Origin of the sequence: Chelativorans sp. J32, from assembly GCF_000518985.1 — a bacterium.
Lineage (GTDB): Bacteria > Pseudomonadota > Alphaproteobacteria > Rhizobiales > Rhizobiaceae > Chelativorans.
Window position 1 is genome coordinate 1 of record NZ_JAEQ01000014.1, and the last position, 17669, is coordinate 17669.

Annotated in this window: 18 protein-coding genes; 11 read left to right on the plus strand and 7 right to left on the minus strand. The window is 61.8% G+C overall.

Annotation, left to right across the window (positions count from 1 at the left end; genetic code table 11):
• Positions 1 to 58 precede the first annotated feature (58 nt).
• Positions 59 to 810 (plus strand): IS5 family transposase gene (locus CHEJ32_RS26815; protein WP_156936657.1). Its coding sequence is split into 2 segments (ribosomal slippage): positions 59 to 389 and positions 389 to 810, totalling 753 coding nucleotides; the frame shifts between segments, so codons are not numbered across the junction.
• A gap of 49 nt (positions 811 to 859) precedes the next feature.
• On the opposite strand, the gene purB is transcribed toward CHEJ32_RS26815, so the two are convergent.
• From purB to CHEJ32_RS0116735, 4 genes are all read right to left on the minus strand, one after another.
• Complete coding sequence (gene purB, locus CHEJ32_RS0116720; protein WP_028034810.1) at positions 860 to 2167, minus strand: adenylosuccinate lyase; 1308 nt, start codon at positions 2165 to 2167, stop codon at positions 860 to 862.
• Between the two features lie 85 nt (positions 2168 to 2252).
• Positions 2253 to 2975: a DUF2259 domain-containing protein gene (locus tag CHEJ32_RS0116725; RefSeq protein ID WP_028034811.1), complete on the minus strand. Its 723-nt coding sequence runs from the start codon at positions 2973 to 2975 to the stop codon at positions 2253 to 2255.
• 12 nt (positions 2976 to 2987) lie between these two features.
• Positions 2988 to 4010, minus strand: coding sequence for a P1 family peptidase (locus CHEJ32_RS0116730; protein ID WP_028034812.1), 1023 nt, complete (start codon positions 4008 to 4010; stop codon positions 2988 to 2990).
• Entirely contained in the window at positions 4011 to 5072 is a 1062-nt protein-coding gene (locus CHEJ32_RS0116735; protein WP_028034813.1) for a branched-chain amino acid ABC transporter substrate-binding protein, read from the minus strand.
• Positions 5073 to 5323: 251 nt separating this feature from the next.
• Here CHEJ32_RS0116735 and CHEJ32_RS0116740 point away from each other — a divergent pair, with 251 nt between their 5' ends.
• The 7 genes from CHEJ32_RS0116740 (at position 5324) to CHEJ32_RS0116770 (ending at position 11725) form a co-directional block, all read left to right on the plus strand.
• Positions 5324 to 5818 carry a flavin reductase gene (locus CHEJ32_RS0116740; protein WP_028034814.1) on the plus strand — a complete coding sequence of 165 codons (495 nt, stop codon included), beginning with the start codon at positions 5324 to 5326 and terminating at the stop codon, positions 5816 to 5818.
• Between the two features lie 18 nt (positions 5819 to 5836).
• On the plus strand, positions 5837 to 6766 hold the full coding sequence (locus CHEJ32_RS0116745) for a MoxR family ATPase (protein ID WP_028034815.1): 930 nt from the start codon (positions 5837 to 5839) through the stop codon (positions 6764 to 6766).
• 4 nt (positions 6767 to 6770) lie between these two features.
• Positions 6771 to 8018, plus strand: coding sequence for a VWA domain-containing protein (locus CHEJ32_RS0116750; RefSeq protein ID WP_028034816.1), 1248 nt, complete (start codon positions 6771 to 6773; stop codon positions 8016 to 8018).
• A 39-nt stretch (positions 8019 to 8057) separates the two neighbouring features.
• Complete coding sequence (locus CHEJ32_RS0116755; RefSeq protein ID WP_028034817.1) at positions 8058 to 8396, plus strand: XdhC family protein; 339 nt, start codon at positions 8058 to 8060, stop codon at positions 8394 to 8396.
• A 1-nt stretch (position 8397) separates the two neighbouring features.
• Positions 8398 to 9105 carry an XdhC family protein gene (locus CHEJ32_RS0116760; protein WP_028034818.1) on the plus strand — a complete coding sequence of 236 codons (708 nt, stop codon included), beginning with the start codon at positions 8398 to 8400 and terminating at the stop codon, positions 9103 to 9105.
• Complete coding sequence (locus CHEJ32_RS0116765; RefSeq protein ID WP_028034819.1) at positions 9102 to 10718, plus strand: NTP transferase domain-containing protein; 1617 nt, start codon at positions 9102 to 9104, stop codon at positions 10716 to 10718. Before CHEJ32_RS0116760 ends, CHEJ32_RS0116765 begins: the two co-directional genes overlap by 4 nt.
• A gap of 143 nt (positions 10719 to 10861) precedes the next feature.
• The gene (locus CHEJ32_RS0116770) at positions 10862 to 11725 is read left to right on the plus strand and encodes a phospholipase (protein WP_028034820.1); all 864 of its coding nucleotides are present in this window, start codon (positions 10862 to 10864) and stop codon (positions 11723 to 11725) included.
• 26 nt (positions 11726 to 11751) lie between these two features.
• Here the strand turns inward: CHEJ32_RS0116770 and CHEJ32_RS0116775 are convergent, their stop codons facing one another.
• Positions 11752 to 12792: a DUF1176 domain-containing protein gene (locus tag CHEJ32_RS0116775; protein WP_028034821.1), complete on the minus strand. Its 1041-nt coding sequence runs from the start codon at positions 12790 to 12792 to the stop codon at positions 11752 to 11754.
• 174 nt (positions 12793 to 12966) lie between these two features.
• Here CHEJ32_RS0116775 and CHEJ32_RS0116780 point away from each other — a divergent pair, with 174 nt between their 5' ends.
• Positions 12967 to 13389, plus strand: coding sequence for a hypothetical protein (locus CHEJ32_RS0116780; RefSeq protein WP_028034822.1), 423 nt, complete (start codon positions 12967 to 12969; stop codon positions 13387 to 13389).
• Here the strand turns inward: CHEJ32_RS0116780 and CHEJ32_RS0116785 are convergent.
• Positions 13370 to 14767 carry an MATE family efflux transporter gene (locus CHEJ32_RS0116785; RefSeq protein ID WP_028034823.1) on the minus strand — a complete coding sequence of 466 codons (1398 nt, stop codon included), beginning with the start codon at positions 14765 to 14767 and terminating at the stop codon, positions 13370 to 13372. The two genes, CHEJ32_RS0116780 and CHEJ32_RS0116785, sit on opposite strands and share 20 nt — an antisense overlap.
• A 345-nt stretch (positions 14768 to 15112) precedes the next feature.
• Here CHEJ32_RS0116785 and CHEJ32_RS0116790 point away from each other — a divergent pair, with 345 nt between their 5' ends.
• Together CHEJ32_RS0116790 and CHEJ32_RS27565 are read left to right on the plus strand one after the other, a co-directional pair.
• Positions 15113 to 15895 (plus strand): DUF1194 domain-containing protein, encoded by a 783-nt coding sequence (locus CHEJ32_RS0116790; protein WP_245261151.1) that lies wholly within the window; start codon positions 15113 to 15115, stop codon positions 15893 to 15895.
• 180 nt (positions 15896 to 16075) lie between these two features.
• The gene (locus CHEJ32_RS27565; protein WP_028034825.1) at positions 16076 to 16342 is read left to right on the plus strand and encodes a hypothetical protein; all 267 of its coding nucleotides are present in this window, start codon (positions 16076 to 16078) and stop codon (positions 16340 to 16342) included.
• Between the two features lie 294 nt (positions 16343 to 16636).
• Here CHEJ32_RS27565 and CHEJ32_RS0116800 read toward each other — a convergent pair whose 3' ends face one another.
• Positions 16637 to 17635 (minus strand): GlxA family transcriptional regulator, encoded by a 999-nt coding sequence (locus CHEJ32_RS0116800; RefSeq protein WP_028034826.1) that lies wholly within the window; start codon positions 17633 to 17635, stop codon positions 16637 to 16639.
• Positions 17636 to 17669 lie beyond the last annotated feature (34 nt).

A 17669-nucleotide genomic window follows, 5' to 3' on the forward strand; every position in this document is an offset into this window, starting at 1 on the left:
CTAAGGCCTGTTGAGATTCAGGATTCCATGCCGCGCTTGTTCGTGATTCAAGCTTCGGATGGAGCGATTCGTACTGACTGACGCCCAATGGGCGAAGATGGAGCCACATTGCCTGGGCAAGCCGACGGACCCCGGGCGAAGCGGCAGCGACAACCGTCTGTTCCTCGAAGCGGTGTTGTGGATCGTGCGGACGGGCAGCCCGTGGCGCGACCTGCCCGCGCTCTTTGGTAACTGGAACACGGTGTTCAAGCGATACCGAGACTGGGTCAAAGCCGATATATTCGTTCGGCTTTTTGACGCGTGCTCCGACGAGCCGGATATGGAGTACGCCATGGTCGACGCCACCATCATCAAGGTCCACCGCCACGGCCAGGGCGCAAAAGGGGGACTCAGAGCCAGGCCATAGGCCGTTCCAAGGGCGGTATGACCACCAAGATCCTCGCGCTCACCGATGCGCTCGGTAACCTCGTGCGCTTCATTCTCCTGCCCGGCCATCGCTTCGATACGGTCGGCGTGCCGCCGCTCATTGACGGTGTCGCTTTCGGCGCGCTGATCGCCGACAAGGCCTTCGACAGCAATTCCATCGTCGCAGACCTGAACGAACGCGGCGCCAGGATCATCATCTCCCAGCACCCGCGCCGCGCTCAGCCTCTTGCTCTCGATGCGGAGATGTACAAATGGCGTCATCTGATCGAAAACTTCTTCTGCAAACTCAAAGAGTTCAAGCGCATCGCCATGCGTGCCGACAAAACCGACCAGAGCTTCAACGCCATCATCCATCTCGCAGCAGCCGTCATAAACTCCCGATGAATCTCAACAGGCCTTAGAGCGAATTGCGCTTACACTCGTATGCTGGCTCTTAGGCGTTTCCGAAGACCCGCTTGAAGATCGTATCCACATGCTTGGTGTGGTAGCCGAGGTCAAATTTCTCACGGATCTCGGCTTCTGAAAGGGCTGCGCGCACCTCTTTGTCGGCGAGCAACTCCTGCAGGAAGTCCGCTCCCTGCTCCCACACTTTCATCGCATTGCGCTGGACGAGCCTGTAGGCATCCTCGCGGCTGACGCCGGCCTGGGTGAGGGCGAGCAGGACGCGCTGTGAGTGGACGAGGCCGCGGAAGCGATCGAGGTTCTTCTCCATGTTCCGCGGATAGACGACCAGCCTTTCCATGAGTCCGGTGAGCCGGACGAGCGCGAAATCGAGGGTCACCGTCGCGTCGGGCCCGATCATGCGCTCGACGGAAGAATGAGAGATGTCCCGCTCGTGCCAGAGCGCGACATTTTCCATCGCCGGCAGTGCGTAGGAGCGCACCATGCGCGCCAGTCCGGTCAAATTCTCGGAGAGCACCGGGTTGCGCTTGTGCGGCATGGCAGAAGAGCCTTTCTGCCCTGGCGAGAAATATTCCTCCGCCTCCAGCACTTCGGTGCGCTGAAGATGGCGCACTTCCGTGGCGAGCCGTTCGATGGAGGAGGCAATAACCGCAAGCGTGGCAAAGAACATCGCATGGCGGTCACGCGGGATCACCTGAGTGGAGACCGGCTCCGGCTTCAGGCCCATCTGGGCCGCAACATATTCCTCTACGCGCGGGTCGATATTCGCGAAGGTGCCGACGGCGCCGGAAATTGCGCAGGTGGCGACTTCCTCGCGTGCGTGCACCAGCCGCTCGCGACAACGGAAAAATTCGGCATAGGCTTGTGCCAGCTTCAGGCCGAAGGTGGTGGGCTCGGCATGAATTCCATGGCTACGGCCGATGGTGACGGTATCCTTGTGCTCGAAAGCACGCTTCTTCAGCACTTCGAGCAGAGCGTCCAGATCGGCGAGCAGAAGATCGCTCGCTTTCACGAGCTGCACGTTGAAGCAGGTATCGAGCACGTCGGACGAGGTCATGCCCTGATGCACGAAACGCGCCTCCGGCCCGACGATCTCGGCAAGGTGCGTGAGGAAGGCGATCACGTCGTGCTTAGTCTCGCGCTCGATCTCATCGATCCGCTCGATATCGAATTTCGCGTTGCCGGCCTTTTCCCAGATGGTTTTTGCCGCTTCCTTCGGCACGATGCCGAGCTCGGCCATGGCATCGGCCGCATGCGCTTCGATCTCGAACCAGATGCGGAATTTCGTCTCGGGAGACCAGATGGACGCCATTTCGGGCCGGGAATAGCGGGGGATCATGGAACAGCCTGCATAGGTTGGAAAGAGTCGCGTGGGGTCCTATCAGACAGGCGCTCGAAGCTCAACGCTCGTGGCCCATCCCGCTTCATAGTTTACCCGTCACAGCGAGGAAGCGATGGTCCGGGCCCTCGAAACCGACGCGGCGAACCGCAATCAGCACTGCGAAAACGGGCTCGCCGCCCGGCGGATGGAATGTTTGGACCCCGGCGATGCGATAGCCGAGCGGACATGCACGGCTCGGCGGCACCTGCTCGTCTTCGTGCAGGATCGCGGTCTCTGCACCCGCAACGGTTCCGATACGAAGCAGGCGGAAGCCAACGGTATCCCCCATGCCCTCGCAGTTCTCGGACTGTGCGACCGGCACTTCTTCAAGCCGGAACTCAAGAGGATCGTCGAGCGGCGGCACGATCGGACGGGGATTGACGATCATCCGATGCGGATCGGCGGAAAGCTCCGTTACGTCGTTCCAACCGGCTTGAAAACCAAGGTTTTCCTTCAGTTCATTATCCGAACTTATCGCCTGGGCTCTTTTCCTCGCCTCTTCCCGAGCCAATTCCACCGTTGCTTGCTCGTCATCGAGCCGGACACGGATCGGCGTGCCCGGAAGGAAATCATCGCTGGCCGTATCGATGTAGAACCGGTTGGCATAGGGAAAGCCCGAGCCGTCCTGGACGCCATATTCCTCGAAGGCGAAGAGGCTGCCGTCGGCACTGAAGCCGAGAATTTCCACCGTTGCCATATCGCCCGCATTTGCAGGACCAAGGGAGAATAGGAGAGCAGCAGCGGCTGCTCGGAAAAGTGGCTGCATGGAGGCCTTCTCTCAACGATGTTTCAGATATTCCGCATGGCGCTCGTGCCAGGTGGGCATAAGGTCTCCGTCCGCTGGCGTCGCGGCATAGACGCCCCGGGCAATCGCCCTGGCCATGGTTGCCGACGCGGCCGCATGCAACTCCTTGCTTGCGCCAAGGTCCAGGTCGCCCGGATGCCCGCCCGTCGCCACCGCAAAGACGAGATCGCCATCCATCGGGGTATGGGAAGGCCAGATCGCGCGCGAGAAACCGTCATGGGCGGAAATTGCCAGTCGCTTCGCACCCGCCTTGTCGAGCCGCGCATCCGTTGCGATGACTGCGATCGTGGTGTTTCCGGCAGCTCCGCCAATTTCCTTCGTGCTGATGTGGCGCGCCTCCGGTGGAAGAGGGGAGGGCAGGCCGAAGCCGCCGAATTCTGCACCGATTTCGAAAGGTGCAGCCCAGAAATGAGGGGTTTCGGCCAGGGTGACTGAGCCGACCGCGTTTACGGCCACAAGCGCGCCTACGGTCACTCCGTTGGAAAGCACCGTCGAGGCGGAACCAAGGCCTCCCTTGAGTCCGGCAGTCAGAGCTCCGGCGCCGGCGCCGTGGCTGCCGAGGCTGAAATCGGCCGAAGCTGCGCGACAGGCTTCGTAACCCAGTTCCCTATATGGCGGATAATTCCCCCACTCCTTGTCGCCACCATTGGCAAGGTCGAACAGGATCGCTGCAGGAACGATCGGCACGCGGTGGCCTGCCACTTCGAACCCGTGTCCCATCTCACGCAGGGCTGCTTGAACACCGGAGGCCGCATCAAGGCCGAAGGCCGATCCGCCGGAAAGCACGATGCCGTTGATGTGCTCGATGAGATTGTGTGGCTCGAGCAGGTCGGTTTCCCGCGTTCCCGGTGCGCCGCCCAGAACCTGCACGCCGGCGACGGCCGGCTTCTCGCAAACGACCACCGTCACGCCTGACTTGAGACTGGAATCCTGTCTGTTCCCCACATGAAGGCCAGGAACGTCGGTGATCAGGTTTCGCGGGCCGCTCTCGAACACTCAATCTGTCTCCACGAAGCGCTCTCCATCATAGCGGAAGAGCCGATAGGGGTTTTCGGCGAGGTCACCCTTCTCGTTGAACCGGATCTCCCCAATGCCGGTGCTGAAACTCAGCCGGGAGAGTGCATCCGCCACCGGCAAGCCCGCCTGTAGAGCCTCCCGGCTCGCCTTCACCGCGATTTGGAACGCCGCGAACCCCGGAAGCACGTAGCCTTCCGGCAGTATGCCTGCACTGCTCAGCACCTGGGACGCCTCGGGAGTGGCAAGCTCCTGTCCGTCCGGCAGGCCGACCATCAGCACCCCTGCAGGCAGGGGCAAACCTTCTTCGGACCGGAGGGCTTCGCCTCCTGCAAAGGTCACAGAGTAGTCGAGCTTGCCTGCGTCGCGGGCCATGATGGCCACATCGCTACGGTCGCCGCCGACAAAGACATATGCGGCGCCGGCTCTCCGCAGCCTGCCAACGAGGCCGATCTGGTTATCCATCTGCGGACGGAAGGTGTCCACGAGCACGGGCTTGAGCTTGGCAAGCTCCGCCTCTGCACGCAAATTCTCGGCGAGCTCCCGGCCGTGAATGGTGCCATCGTCCACAATGGCAAAGAACTCCTCCCGCCAAAGCGGGACAAGTATTTCTGCCACCGCCTTTCGCTCGTCGTCCGCCCTCGGCCCGAGCCGGAAAATGGGCCAGCCCGTTCGGTCCTTCTGGTCGGTGAGACTGTTGGTCCTGACGGGAGTGATGACGGGAATGCCCGCCTGCTTCAGGATCGGCATGGCCGCTTCGATCGCCGGCGTGCAGAGAAAGCCGATGACGATCGATGCCTTGGCCTCGACGAATCGCCGGGCGGCGGCAGCCCCGCCTTCTTCCGTGCACGCATCGTCGGCTTCGATGAGGCGGACGGACTGGTCCCGCGTTGCAGCCGTCCGTGCACCGTTGAACCATTGCTCTCCGAGCATCTGAAAGTCGCCGCTTATGGGCGCTGCGGCCCCAACCACCAATTCCTGGGAATAGGCCGGCGGGGTTCCCGTCGCACAGAGAAGGACCAGGATTAATGTGACCAGACGCATCGGCACTGTAACGTTCGAGGCTGCAAGCAGCGGTACCACCAGCACTGGTAAAGCTTGGCAGCGCCCCGCGCAACACGCTACAGCATCGGCCCGAAAACCAGAATCGGTTTTCGGAAGCACGGTGCTGTAGATTCAACCGATAGCGTCCTTGGCGCGTCAGAACGGACGCCTGACGCTGTATTGACTGCCCGGGCCGACGCTTGCATGCATCCGGTCCGCACCTATATCGAAGCTGGGCGAGGATTTTTCTTGTGCTGAAGACGAACGACGTAGCTCCCCAGGATTACCGGAACGCGATGGCCCACTTTGCTGGAGCCGTCCACGTGATCACGACCGACGGCGCCGCTGGCAGACGCGGCGTGACCGTGATTGCGGCCTGTTCGGTCTCCGATAATCCGCCCACTGTCCTTGCCTGTCTCAATCGCCAGAACCCAAGCAACGATCTTTTCCTGAACAATGGCGTTTTTGCTCTGAACACGCTTGCTGCGGGGCAGGAAGAGCTGGCTAACGCATTTTCCGGGCTGACCGGCCTGTCGCAGGATGAGCGTTTTGGGCTCGCTGAATGGGATACGATCTCTACGGGAGCGCCAACGCTGCCTGGCGCGCTTGCGGTGTTCGACTGCCAGCTGATCGATGCAAAGGAACTTGCCACTCACCGGATTTATTTCGGCAAGGTGACAGGGCTGCGTATCGGCGCTAACCTCAAGCCGCTTCTTTATCACGATCGTGGCTATCGCATCCTCTGAGCCAATTCCGGAGAGAACATGTCCGAGAGCAAGCCGCGCGCCTTTCCGCAGTCGATAGACGACACGGTCACGCTGCTCAACGAGGCGGATTATGTCGCCGATCGCGCGCTTGCGACCGTGGTTTTCCTGAGCCTCAAGATGAAGCGTCCCCTCTTTCTCGAAGGGGAGGCCGGGGTTGGCAAGACAGAAATCGCCAAAGTGTTGGCTCAATCGCTCGGCCGCCGGCTTATCCGCCTGCAATGCTATGAAGGGCTGGACGTATCCTCCGCCGTCTACGAGTGGAACTATGCCGGCCAGATGATCGAAATCCGGATGGAGGAGGCTGCGGGTGTCGCGGATCGCGACATCATGGAGCACAATGTCTTCTCCGAGAAATACCTGATCCGCCGCCCGGTGCTGGAAGCGCTTACGGGCACCGCGGGGGCTGCACCGGTTTTTCTCATCGACGAACTCGATCGCACCGACGAGGCTTTCGAGGCATTCCTGCTCGAAATCCTGTCCGACTACCAGGTAACCGTTCCCGAACTGGGAACGATCCGCGCCGAGGAGCCGCCGGTCGTGATCATCACGACGAACCGTACGCGCGAGATCCACGATGCGCTGAAGCGCCGTTGCCTCTATCATTGGGTTGACTATCCCGATGCGGAGCGGGAGCTGGAAATCGTCCGCCGCAAGGTTCCGCAGGCCAACAGCCGCCTTTCCGACGAGGTTGTGCGCTATATCCAGAAGCTGCGCGGCATGGACCTCTTCAAGGTGCCTGGCGTGGCCGAATCGATCGATTGGGCAAGTGCGCTTGCCGAACTCGACCAGGTGGCGCTGGATCCCGAGACGGTTTCCGACACCCTGGGCGTGCTTCTCAAATATCAGGACGACATCGCCCGCCTGCGTGAGGGAGAGAGCGTACGCATTCTGAACGAGGTGAAGGCTGAGCTCGCGGCCGCCGGGTGAGATCATGGCCGGAAGGGGCGCAGAGGACCACGAGACTGCCGCCGATCCGGACGGGCGGATCGCAGATAATATCGTTTATTTCGCCCGGGCTTTGCGGAAAGCGGGGCTGCGGGTCGGACCTGCCGCGGTTACCGACGCGATTCAGGCGGTTCTGGTCGCCGGGATCGGGACGCGCGAGGATTTCTACTGGACGCTCCATTCCGTTCTGGTGACCCGTCACGAGGACCACGCGGTCTTTGATGAAGCCTTCCGTCTGTTCTGGCGCTCCCGCGAGCTCATCGAGAAGATGCTTGCCATGTTGTCGCCTCTGGCGCCCGCTCCGGTGCAGAAGGAAAAACCGCGGGCAGGGGAGACGCGCGCCGGCCACGCGCTGCTCAGCGAGCGCGAAGACCAGCGGCAGGAAATGCCGCCCGAGCTGGAGATTGATGCCAGGCTCACCCTTTCTTCCCGCGAGGTGCTGCGCCAGAAGGATTTCGCCCAGATGACTGCGGATGAACTCGCCGAGGCCAGGAACGCCATCGCCCGCCTCGTCATGCCGCATGATCTCGTCTGGACGCGCCGGCATCGGCCCGATCCCAAAGGACGCCGCGTCGATCCCCGGGCCATGATGCGTCTTGGGCTGCGCACCGGCGGCGACTTGATCCTTCCACGCTACAAATCACCCCGCCGTGTGCACCCCCCTTTGGTCGTGCTTGCCGATATCTCCGGATCGATGAGCCAATACACGCGCGTCTTCCTGCATTTCCTGCATGCGCTGACGGAAAGCCGCAGGCGTGTGTCGAGCTTTGTGTTCGGGACGCGGCTTACCAATCTCACGCGCCAGCTGCGCAACCGCGATCCCGACGAGGCGCTGGCCGAATGCGCCGCAGCCGTCCAGGACTGGTCTGGCGGAACGCGTATCGGTGAGGCGATCGGCACCTTCAACCGCCTCTGGTCGCGCAGGGTATTGGGGCAGGGGGCTGTGGTGCTCCTGATCACCGATGGCCTGGAACGCGACGAGATCGGCGCTCTCGCCCACGAGATGGAGCGCCTGCACAAATCCTGCCGCAGGCTCATTTGGCTCAACCCTCTCCTGCGTTTCGAAGGATTCGAGCCGAGAGCACGGGGGATGCAGGCCATGCTGCCCCATGTGGATGAATTGAGGCCGGTGCATTCGCTGGATGCGCTTTCTGATCTTTGCCAGGCTCTCTCCGCCACGCCGAGGGGGCGTACCGCCGTTCTCGAAGGGCTTGGCAAGCAGCGCCCTGCATGAGCATATTGTAAATCCGGGCCTCATATTGGGGAGGCAGAGATGTCCGAAATACAAATTGCCCATGAACCGCGCGATCCTCTGATGATCGCCGAAGAGTGGATGAAGGCCGGCAAGGATGTAGCCGTGGCTACCGTCGTGGAGACATGGGGTTCAGCACCGCGTCCGGTTGGCAGCCATCTGGTCATCGATTCCGACGGCCTGTTCGAGGGATCCGTTTCCGGCGGCTGCGTCGAGGGGGCGGTGGTGGCCGAGGCGGCCGAGGTCATCGCAGATGGCAAGCCACGCATGCTGGAATTCGGCGTCGCCGACGAAACGGCCTGGCGCGTCGGTCTTTCCTGTGGCGGCCGCATCAAGGTCTATGTGGAGCGGCTGGGCTGAGATGGATCCTCATTCCCTGAAGAAGCTCAATCAGTGCCGCCGTGAGCGCCGCGCGGCGATCCTCGTGACCGATCTGGGCGATGGCCGTGACCGTGTCGTGGTGGAAGGCGATGCGCCAGCGGGAGAGCTGGGAGAGGCGCTCGGCGCTGCGTTTCGGTCCGGCAAATCCGGCACTGTGGAGGCTGACGGGCGGAATTTTTTCCTGAACGTATATTTGCCGCCGCCGCGCCTCGTGATGATCGGAGCGGTGCACATCAGCCAAGCCCTGGCGCCGATGGCAGGGATCGCGGGCTTCGATCTGCATATCATCGATCCCCGCACCGCCTTTGCTTCGCCCGAACGGTTTCCGGGCATCCGGTTGGATGCCGAATGGCCGGAGGACGTGCTGAAAAGGAGCCCGCTTGACGCCTACTGCGCGGTGGCTGCCCTTACCCACGATCCGAAGATTGACGATCCGGCGCTCAAGGCGGCGCTGGAAGCCGGATGTTTCTATATCGGTGCGCTCGGCAGCCGGAAGACCCACGCGAAGCGGGTCGAGCGGCTTGCGGCGGCTGGCGTTCCGATGAGCGCCGTCGAGAGGATCCGTGCGCCAATCGGTCTTTCCATCGGGGCTGCGAGCCCGGCTGAGATCGCCGTGGCTGTGCTTGCCGAAGTGATCGAGGCCCTCCGCTCGCGTGGACTGCAGGCCCGGAAGGGCGAGGCGGCATGAAGTTCGGCACCATTGCGACTGAAGGGGCGGAAGGTGCGATCCTGGCTCACGCCACATTCGCGGGCGAGAAGCGTCTGCGCAAGGCCCACCGCCTGACCGCCGGAGATGTGGAGGACCTTCTGCGTGCAGGGGTCAGGGAGGTGATTGCAGCTGTCCTGGACCCGGGTGACCTCAATGAGGATGCGGCTGCCGCCCGGGTGGCTGCCGCCCTCGTATCCGACCATGTGGAGGGGCGGCCACCCTCGACCGGCAGGGTCAATCTGCACGCCACCGAGGCGGGCATTTTCGTTGTCGATCGCAGCATTGTCGATGCCATCAACCGCGTCGATCCGGCGATAACCCTCGCCACGCTTGAACCCTATGCCGCCGTAGAGGCGGGGCAGATGGTGGCGACGGTCAAGATCATCCCCTTCGCGGTTCAAGAAGGGCTACTGGCGCGGGCCGAGGCCATAGCGGGTGAAGGCTCAGCCTTTTCGGTCCGTCCCTTTGTTCCTCGTTCCATTGGCCTCATTCAGACCGTCCTTCCGAGCATCAAGGCGAGTGTGCTTGATAAGACCGCCCGCATTACTGAAGCGCGCTTGGCGCGATCGGTGAGCCGCGTCACCGGTGAGTTGCGCCCGGTCCACGAAGTGGAGGCGGTTGCCGAGGCGATACGCAAGCAGGCCCGTTCCAATGATGTAGTGCTTGTCTTCGGGGCTTCGGCTGTTTCCGACGAGAATGACGTCGTGCCTGCTGCCATCCGGAAGGCCGGCGGCGAGGTTACGCGGGTAGGCATGCCCGTCGATCCTGGGAACCTGCTGGTGATGGGCTCGCTCGACGGCAAGCCCGTGATGGGCGTTCCAGGCTGTGCCCGCAGCCCAAAGCTCAACGGTTTCGATTGGGTGCTGGATCGCCTGATCGCGGGTATCGAGGTTTCGCCCGATGATATCGGGGCCATGGGCGTTGGCGGCCTTCTGATGGAAATCCCGACGCGTCCGCAGCCAAGGGAGGAGCGGGCCACGCGTGCTCCGGCAAAGGTCTGGGCGATATTGCTTGCCGCCGGACAGTCCCGGCGGATGGGGCCGCAAAACAAGCTGCTGGCGGAGTTTGAAGGAAAGCCGCTGGTAAGGCGCATGGCCGAGCGTCTTCTTGCAAGCGGGGCAGCGGGCACCCTTGTGGTGCTCGGACATGAACGTGAAGCCTTATCGAATGCTCTATCCGGCCTTGAGGCGAGAACCGTTTACAATACTGACTTTGCAACCGGGCTGGCGAGTTCCCTGAAAACCGGCATCCGTGCTCTTCCCCCCTCCGCCGACGCAGCACTCGTCGCACTCGCCGACATGCCAGGCCTGACGACGGCCGACATCGACCGGCTGGTTGCGGCTTTCTCCGCGTCCGGCGGACGCAGCATCATTCGCGCCACCCATAATGGCAAGCGCGGCAATCCGGTGATCCTCCCTCGTGCGCTCTTTCCCGAGGTGGAGAAACTCGAGGGCGACACAGGTGCGCGCCAGATCGTGGAGAGTGCCGTCGATGTGGTCGACGTCGAACTTGGTGCGGCGGCAAGTCTGGATGTGGATACGCCAGATGCCCTGCGGGCCGCGGGCGGCGTGCTGAATCCCCGGGCATCCTAGCGCAGTAGATGCCGGTGTTCCTTCCTGCGCTTTTCTGGCCTGCCGATTATCTCCCCCCCAACTGGCGAGATTGCGCCAGCTGGCTGCTTCTGCATGTATTCTGCAGGGCTGGTAAGGGGAGGACCAAACGGAAGTGGCGCCTTATGACCGCGCTCCTGGTCGGACTCGTAGGCTTGTCCGCCGTTCCCGCTTTCTCATTTGAACTCGGTTCCTTCAAGGATCGCCTCTTCGCCTACCCGCGCATATTGCAGGAAAGCGACGGTGGAGATTATCGCGTCGTGGATTACCGCGAGATGCGGGACATCAATGGCCGGGACGCCGTACCGGAACGCCGGGTTGAAGGCCGATACGTCTCGACTGACATCCGCCGCCTGCAGCGCGATTTGGTGGTGAAAACCAGCGCGGGGGAGATTGCCCATTTCGTGGTCGGCGCGACCGAAAGGGCGCGCGTCATCACCATCTATCTCCACGGCCAAGGCGGCAACCGGCGACAGGGCGTGGACGACTTTACGTTCGGTGGCAATTTCAACCGCATCAAGAATTTGATGGGGCGGAATGGCGGTCTCTATCTCTCGCCGGATTTCTCCGACTTCGGGGAGAAAGGGGCGGGGGAGGTCGAGGCACTCCTTACGCACTACGCCGAGCGCTCGCCTGGTGCCCCGATCTTCGTCGCCTGCGGCTCGATGGGCGGCGCTCTGTGCTGGCAGGTTGCACAATCCAAGCCCCTGGCGGGGCGCTTCGGCGGTTTTCTCCTGCTGGGTTCTCTTTGGGATCAAACCTTCCTGGATTCACCTGCTTTCCGCGATCGCGTGCCAGTCTTCTTCGGCCATGGCAGCCGAGACAAGGTTTTCCCGATCGAGAAGCAGGAGGCATTCTACCGCACGATAAGGGAGAGCACCCCAGACTACCCGGTTCGATTCGTCCGCTTCGAGACGGGAACGCACGGAACGCCGATCCGCATGACCGATTGGCGCGAGACGCTCAACTGGATGCTGTCCTTGCGTTGATGCCGCAATGACACGCCAGACTGCCGCTACGGCCCGCTTGCATAATCGAGCACCGTCTCCGGATTGATCTCGCCGTCATAGGACGCATCCACATCGTAACGGACGAGGGAAAACGAGCCCGACCGGAAGATCCATTGCCCGCTGGAAGACGCATCCCCCACGCCGCGCCATTTCTCGTGGGTGGTCAGCGTAAGCGTTTCCGGGTCGAATTCCGAGTTTACAAGCTGATCCTGCGTCTTGAAGCCAATGATCCGTACCTCCTCGACAGGCCCCTCCCTGTCCTCGTTCTCATAGCGGATATCGAGATCCGGCGAAGCAAAACTCAAGGGGAGGATCTCGTCATTCTCGTTGGCGAGAAGATAGACATGGATCTCGTTGTAAGCGCCGCGATCGCAGAAGAAGCGGAACAGCCGCGCCTCATGCGGCGGCGTGCCCTCAGCGTCATAGTCGTAGTTGAAACGCATGACGTGGCTCTGGGTCTCCGCCCCGCTTCCCGATCCTTCTCTCGAACAGATGCTGCCATAGGCGGTGTCGAAAAGTCGCTCGGCACGCTGCAACGTTGCGTCGGCCTCCTGCTGAACGCCTTCGCCGCAGTTTGCCGGTAGCGCCTCGTTCAGCGGACTGTCCGAAGGCTCAAGCGTCCCGCCCTCTATCTGAAGCGGCATATAGGGCGTGGTCTGCACCGAGGGCTGCACGAACCTGAATCTATAGCAGCCCGCAAAGACCTTCTCCGCGCCACCCGCTTTACGGGCCAGAATGGCGACCGGAAGCGAGTAGTAGATGCTCCCTGCAGCACCTTCTTCGCTGGCAGTGCCGGTAACCACATCCACGCTTTCGGTATCTTCGAATCCCGCCGCATAGGATTCCAAGTCCTTCGCCGGAGGCGTGCCGAAATAGGAAAATGCCCGCGCATATTCCCTGCGGTTGATCGCGTTATAAAGCGATTGCACCAGGGTTTCGGGGCTTGACCGGTCGTCCAGATAAGAGGGCTCCCCCGTCTGGGCCCGAACCCCGGGAGCCGTGAGCAGGACCGCGCCGGCGATAAAGAGGAGAATGCGTGGCTTCATAGGAACGCTCCGCTATACGCTTGGCCGATAAGGACGACTTTAAAGGATGTATTGGGCGCTTTCTGTGAAAGCTGCTCAAATTGTGCCGGCGTCTGCTCGATTTGTGTGGATCACGGCATATTTTTCTTAACGACCGGGCTCTAATTTGGCGTCGTTGTCTCTCAGGCGGTTTCCATGACCACACGCGCGCCGCGCGACTTCGCAAGCATGCTCGATGAGCTCCTCGCCGACAGGGCCCAGGAGCCGGATCGAGCACATCTTCTATCGGTGGACTATCTCTCGGTGGTCGAGGAGTTGCATTCCGGCCGGATCGTCTTCTCGGACGACAGCCTTCAGGCTGCCTATGCCGCCGCGAGCGAGGCTCGCGCGGAGGAACCGGTGGGGTCTGTCGATCCCGAGGATATCGCGCGTGAACTCGGGCTCGAAGGTGCGGCCAAGCTGCGGGAGCTCGACCGGCTGCGCCGAGACTTCGCGCTTCGCAATCATCCGGACCGCGTGCCCGAACACCTGCGCGCCCGTGCCGTCATTCGCATGCAGGTGGCCAACATGCTTATCGACGAGGCCAAGAGGCGGCGCCTCAGGCGGAAAAAGGCATGAGCCTGTCGCGCTTCAACCAGCGTGAGAGAAGCAAAACGGCCACCACCGCCAGCCCGGCGCAAAGACCGATCCAGATGCCGACGCCACTATATTGCAGCGGAAAGGCGAGAATGACGCCGAGCGGCAAACCAATGCCCCAATATCCCAGGGCCGCATAAAGCATCGGTATCGTTGTATCGTGCAAACCTCGCAGCATGCCGCTCGCTACCGCTTGAGCGCCGTCCGCGATTTGGAAAAGCGCTGCGAAGGCGAGGAATGTGACGGCCATCGAAATTACGGGCTGGTTCGCCGCAGCATCGAGATCCAGGAAGCCACTGATTAGAAGTCGCGGTGCAAGGAACATCAGCAGCGCCGTCATTCCCATGAAGCTTACGCCCATGACGAACGCAGTCCAGCCTGCACGCGTGATAGCGCCCGGATCTTCCGCTCCGTAGGCCCGCCCCACGCGCACCGTGACAGCTTGGCCCAGCCCCATCGGGATCATGAACGTCACCGAAGAAATCTGCAGGGCGATCGCATGGGCGGCAAGAGGCACAGTGCCGATGCGCCCCATCAGGAATGCGGCCACATTGAAGATTGAAACCTCGAAGGTGACGATGCCCGCAATGGGAAGGCCAAGCTTGAGCAGGGCCACAAAGCGCGGCCAATCGGGCCTCCAGAAGCGTCCGAACACTTTGAAGCGACGGAAATGGCGTTCGGTCGTGACGATCGCAGCCAGACCAACGAACATGAACGTGCTGGACAGGGTCGTGGCAAGGCCTGCCCCTGTCAGCCCCAGGGCGGGAAAGCCGAGATTGCCGAAGATAAGGCACCAGGCGGCCAGCGCATTCAACGCGACCGCGAGAAAAGCGATGCCGAATGCCCAGGCTGGGCGCTCAAGTGCCGAGATGAAAGAACGAAGCACGATATAGAAATAGAAGGGCAGCGCGGCCCATTGAAGAGCGTGTACATACTGCTTCGCCCCGTGCGCGAGTGCCGCGTCCTGGCCCATTGCGAGCAGGATGGGCTCGGTGTTCCACAGTATAAGCCAGATGGGGACGCAGACGAGGGCGGCAAGCCAGAACCCCTGACGCACCGTACGCCGCACATCACGGACATAGCGGCGGCGCCTGCCGATTGCGCTGGCCATCATCGGCGATGTCGCCGACAAAAGCCCAAGGCCGAAAATCACCAGCATGAAATAGAGATTGTGGCCGAGCGTGCCGGACGCCAGTGCATCGGGCGACAGCCGTCCCAACATCATGACATCGGTGACCGTCATCGCAGTCTGGGCGAGATTGGTAAAGATCATCGGCCAGGCAAGCGACAGCGTCGCGCGTGCCTCGTAAAGCCAGAGATTGACCCGGGGCGCTTCCGCGTCCGTAGCCAGGGCTGACATGACCCGCTTTCCCTTGAGACGATTGCAGCTAGATGCCGCATGAAATCACGCGGCGAATCCTGATGGAACTTCCCGCTAGTTGCTTAATAGCGCCAATGCGACATTGGACAAGTCAATTTCTCTTCTTGGAAGCAGCAACTCCGTTGATCCTTTCCGCCGGAACGAATGCAGGGCTACCCTCAGGTCGGGCGCCGGTCGCATTCATCGCGCAAATGTGAACCGGCCATGCCGGTTTTTCACAAGGCGTGAATTGCCGCAGGCGCAGCCTCACGTAAACTCCCATTCATGTGTGCCCCAGGTCGACAATGGCGCTGGCGAATCCTGGGCACGGTCGCCGCGTTCATCATGGCCCTCCATCCCGGCTCCTCGCAAGCGCAGGAGGCGGTGGATGTCGAGCTGGTGCTGGCCGTGGACGTTTCCCTTTCCATGTCCCCCGGGGAGCTTGAAATCCAGCGGCACGGATATGCTGCGGCGCTGACCCATCCATCGGTCATTGAAGCGATCAAGAACGGGATGAACGGGCGCATCGCCGTTACTTTCTTCGAATGGGCAGGTGACTTCTCGCAGCGCGTCCTCGTCCCATGGACGGTCGTTGCCTCGGCGGAAGATGCTGAAAAGGTCGCGGGCATGTTGACGGCCAGTCCATCCCAGAGCGCCCGCCGAACCTCCATTTCCGGCGCGATCAATTTCGCGGCCGATCTCTTCGCGGAAAGTCCCTATAAGGGCATGCGCCGCGTGCTGGATATTTCCGGGGACGGGCCCAACAATCAGGGACCATCCGTCACCGAGGCGCGAGATCAGTTGGTGGCCGGCGGCATCACCATCAATGGTCTGCCTCTGATGACGAACGACGGTTTCACCTCATCCTACGATGTCTCGGACCTGGACGAGTATTATTCCAATTGCGTGATCGGAGGGCCAGGCGCCTTCATGATCCCGGTGAACGAGTGGTCTCAATTTCCGGAGGCCATACGCCGGAAACTGGTCATCGAGCTTGCGAACGATGACCAGGAAAAGGTGCGTCCGCCGATCATGCTGGCCCAGGCGAGCCCTGCCTACGATTGCCAGATCGGCGAGAAGATGTGGCGCAACCGGTCCTGGATGTGGCAGGACCGGCAGTCACCTTAGTGCCGTTCATGGCCCTGCAGACGCGGCGGCGGGAGCCGGCTTTCACGGACAGGCGCCTGTAGCTCTTGCAGCGGCTTGGCCGCTCTCCGCTCATCGTCAGAGTGCACCATTCGCTTTGGCCACCCAGCGTCGGTGGGCGTTCTTATGGCGGTCATCCGGTCCTGCTGGGATCATTGAAGTTTGACAGACTTCAACTTTCCCGGCGCGGACCAGATGGTCTGGCTGTTGAAGCCCACCGCTAGCGTGCGTTGCCGCTGGTACTACCGTTGCTTCCACCGGGGTTGCCAGCATTATCGGCTGGAGCGTTCTGCAAGGCTGGCGGTTGATTTGGCTGCGCAGGCGGCTGATTTTGAGGCGCAGGTGGCGGATTTTGCGCGGCCAGTGGCTGATTTGGCGGCGCGGCTGGCGTTGTTATTCCCCGTCTCCATGCGTCCAGGCGGGCATTAAAGCTGCTGACCGGCAGCCAGGAATTTGTCCAGCGGCCTCTTTCGGGGCCAATCTTCCCATCTGGCATGTTACTGATCTCCGTTGCTGTTCGAACGGCATCAGTCCACCTGACGCCGGTGGCTCCTCTTCCAACGGCCGGCTCTTATTCCAAATTCGAAACTATCGATGAATGTACCGTCGGGTCAAAGATCGCCTGCCGAGGTTCATCCCGCTCCCGGAAGAGGAATCTTCGACCCTCTCAGCATTCCAGTTCGGACCGGTAAACCCCTCGAAAGCTCACATCCGGGGCGAATATCACGCAGCCAGGCGCTGCCTGCCGCCATGACGCTCCTGCTGGGGTGAGCGCGCGTAGAGTTCGCGGTAGCATTTGGAAAAGTGCGATGCGGAAACGAAGCCGCAGGCGACCGCCACCTCGACGATCGGCATTGTGGACTGGAGCAGTAGATTACGCGCCCTGTCCAGGCGTATTTCAAGGTAGTAGCGGGCAGGGGACCGGCCCATTTCCTGGCGGAAGAGGCGCTCGACCTGCCGGCGGGAGAGGCCCACGCGGTCGGCGATTTCCATGAGCGACAGCGGCTCGCAGAGATTTGCCTCCATGAGCTCGATAATGGTGAGCACCTTGGAATTCTGCACGCCCAGGCGGGCGCGAAGCGGCAGGCGCTGGCGGTCGGACGGATTTCTCACCCGATCCGTCAGCATCTGCTCGCAAACGCGGTTGACCAGATTGTCGCCGAAATCCTCGCCGATCAGGCGGAACATCATGTCCATGGCGGCGGTGCCGCCGGCACAGGTGTAGATGTTGGAATCGATCTCGAACAGATCTGCGAAGACATTGGCTTTCGGAAAGGCCTCGGCAAACCCGGGCAGGTTCTCCCAATGGATCGCACAGCGCTTGTCGGAGAGCAGGCCGGCTGCTGCAAGGATATGCGCGCCCGTGCACAACCCGCCAAGGGTCACCCCGCGGTTATATTCCTCCCGCAGCCAGGCAAAGACCGTTTTGTTGCTGTAGGCTTCAACATTGAGGCCGCTGCAGACGATCACCATTGTGGGCCGATCACTGCCGATCATCTTTCGCCGCTCATCGGCGAGCGAGGCATTGACGGCAAGCTCGACCCCATTCGAAGCCCGAACCGGGCCGCCGTCCGCACTCGCCAGCCGCCAGCGGTACGCCTCGTAACCGAGCATCCGGTTGGCCGAGCGAAGCGGCTCCAGAGCGGTTGCGAATGCGATCATGGTAAAATCCGGGATCAGGAAGAAAACCAGTGACCGTTTGAGCTGCCGTTCCTCCCGCATCCCTGCCTCCGCGGACGCTGCTGCCCGCCGACGA

Excerpts from the sequence above, each read along its gene's own strand:
- CHEJ32_RS0116800 (WP_028034826.1), bottom strand. The coding sequence starts at position 17,635 with ATGCGGGAGGAACGGCAGCTCAAACGGTCACTGGTTTTCTTCCTGATC.
- CHEJ32_RS0116770 (WP_028034820.1), top strand. The coding sequence starts at position 10,862 with ATGACCGCGCTCCTGGTCGGACTCGTAGGCTTGTCCGCCGTTCCCGCT.
- CHEJ32_RS0116725 (WP_028034811.1), bottom strand. The coding sequence starts at position 2,975 with ATGCAGCCACTTTTCCGAGCAGCCGCTGCTGCTCTCCTATTCTCCCTT.
- purB (WP_028034810.1), bottom strand. The coding sequence starts at position 2,167 with ATGATCCCCCGCTATTCCCGGCCCGAAATGGCGTCCATCTGGTCTCCC.
- CHEJ32_RS0116745 (WP_028034815.1), top strand. The coding sequence starts at position 5,837 with ATGTCCGAGAGCAAGCCGCGCGCCTTTCCGCAGTCGATAGACGACACG.
- CHEJ32_RS0116785 (WP_028034823.1), bottom strand. The coding sequence starts at position 14,767 with ATGTCAGCCCTGGCTACGGACGCGGAAGCGCCCCGGGTCAATCTCTGG.
- CHEJ32_RS0116775 (WP_028034821.1), bottom strand. The coding sequence starts at position 12,792 with ATGAAGCCACGCATTCTCCTCTTTATCGCCGGCGCGGTCCTGCTCACG.
- CHEJ32_RS0116765 (WP_028034819.1), top strand. The coding sequence starts at position 9,102 with ATGAAGTTCGGCACCATTGCGACTGAAGGGGCGGAAGGTGCGATCCTG.
- CHEJ32_RS0116750 (WP_028034816.1), top strand. The coding sequence starts at position 6,771 with ATGGCCGGAAGGGGCGCAGAGGACCACGAGACTGCCGCCGATCCGGAC.
- CHEJ32_RS0116760 (WP_028034818.1), top strand. The coding sequence starts at position 8,398 with ATGGATCCTCATTCCCTGAAGAAGCTCAATCAGTGCCGCCGTGAGCGC.
- CHEJ32_RS0116780 (WP_028034822.1), top strand. The coding sequence starts at position 12,967 with ATGACCACACGCGCGCCGCGCGACTTCGCAAGCATGCTCGATGAGCTC.
- CHEJ32_RS0116735 (WP_028034813.1), bottom strand. The coding sequence starts at position 5,072 with ATGCGTCTGGTCACATTAATCCTGGTCCTTCTCTGTGCGACGGGAACC.
- CHEJ32_RS0116790 (WP_245261151.1), top strand. The coding sequence starts at position 15,113 with ATGGCCCTCCATCCCGGCTCCTCGCAAGCGCAGGAGGCGGTGGATGTC.
- CHEJ32_RS0116755 (WP_028034817.1), top strand. The coding sequence starts at position 8,058 with ATGTCCGAAATACAAATTGCCCATGAACCGCGCGATCCTCTGATGATC.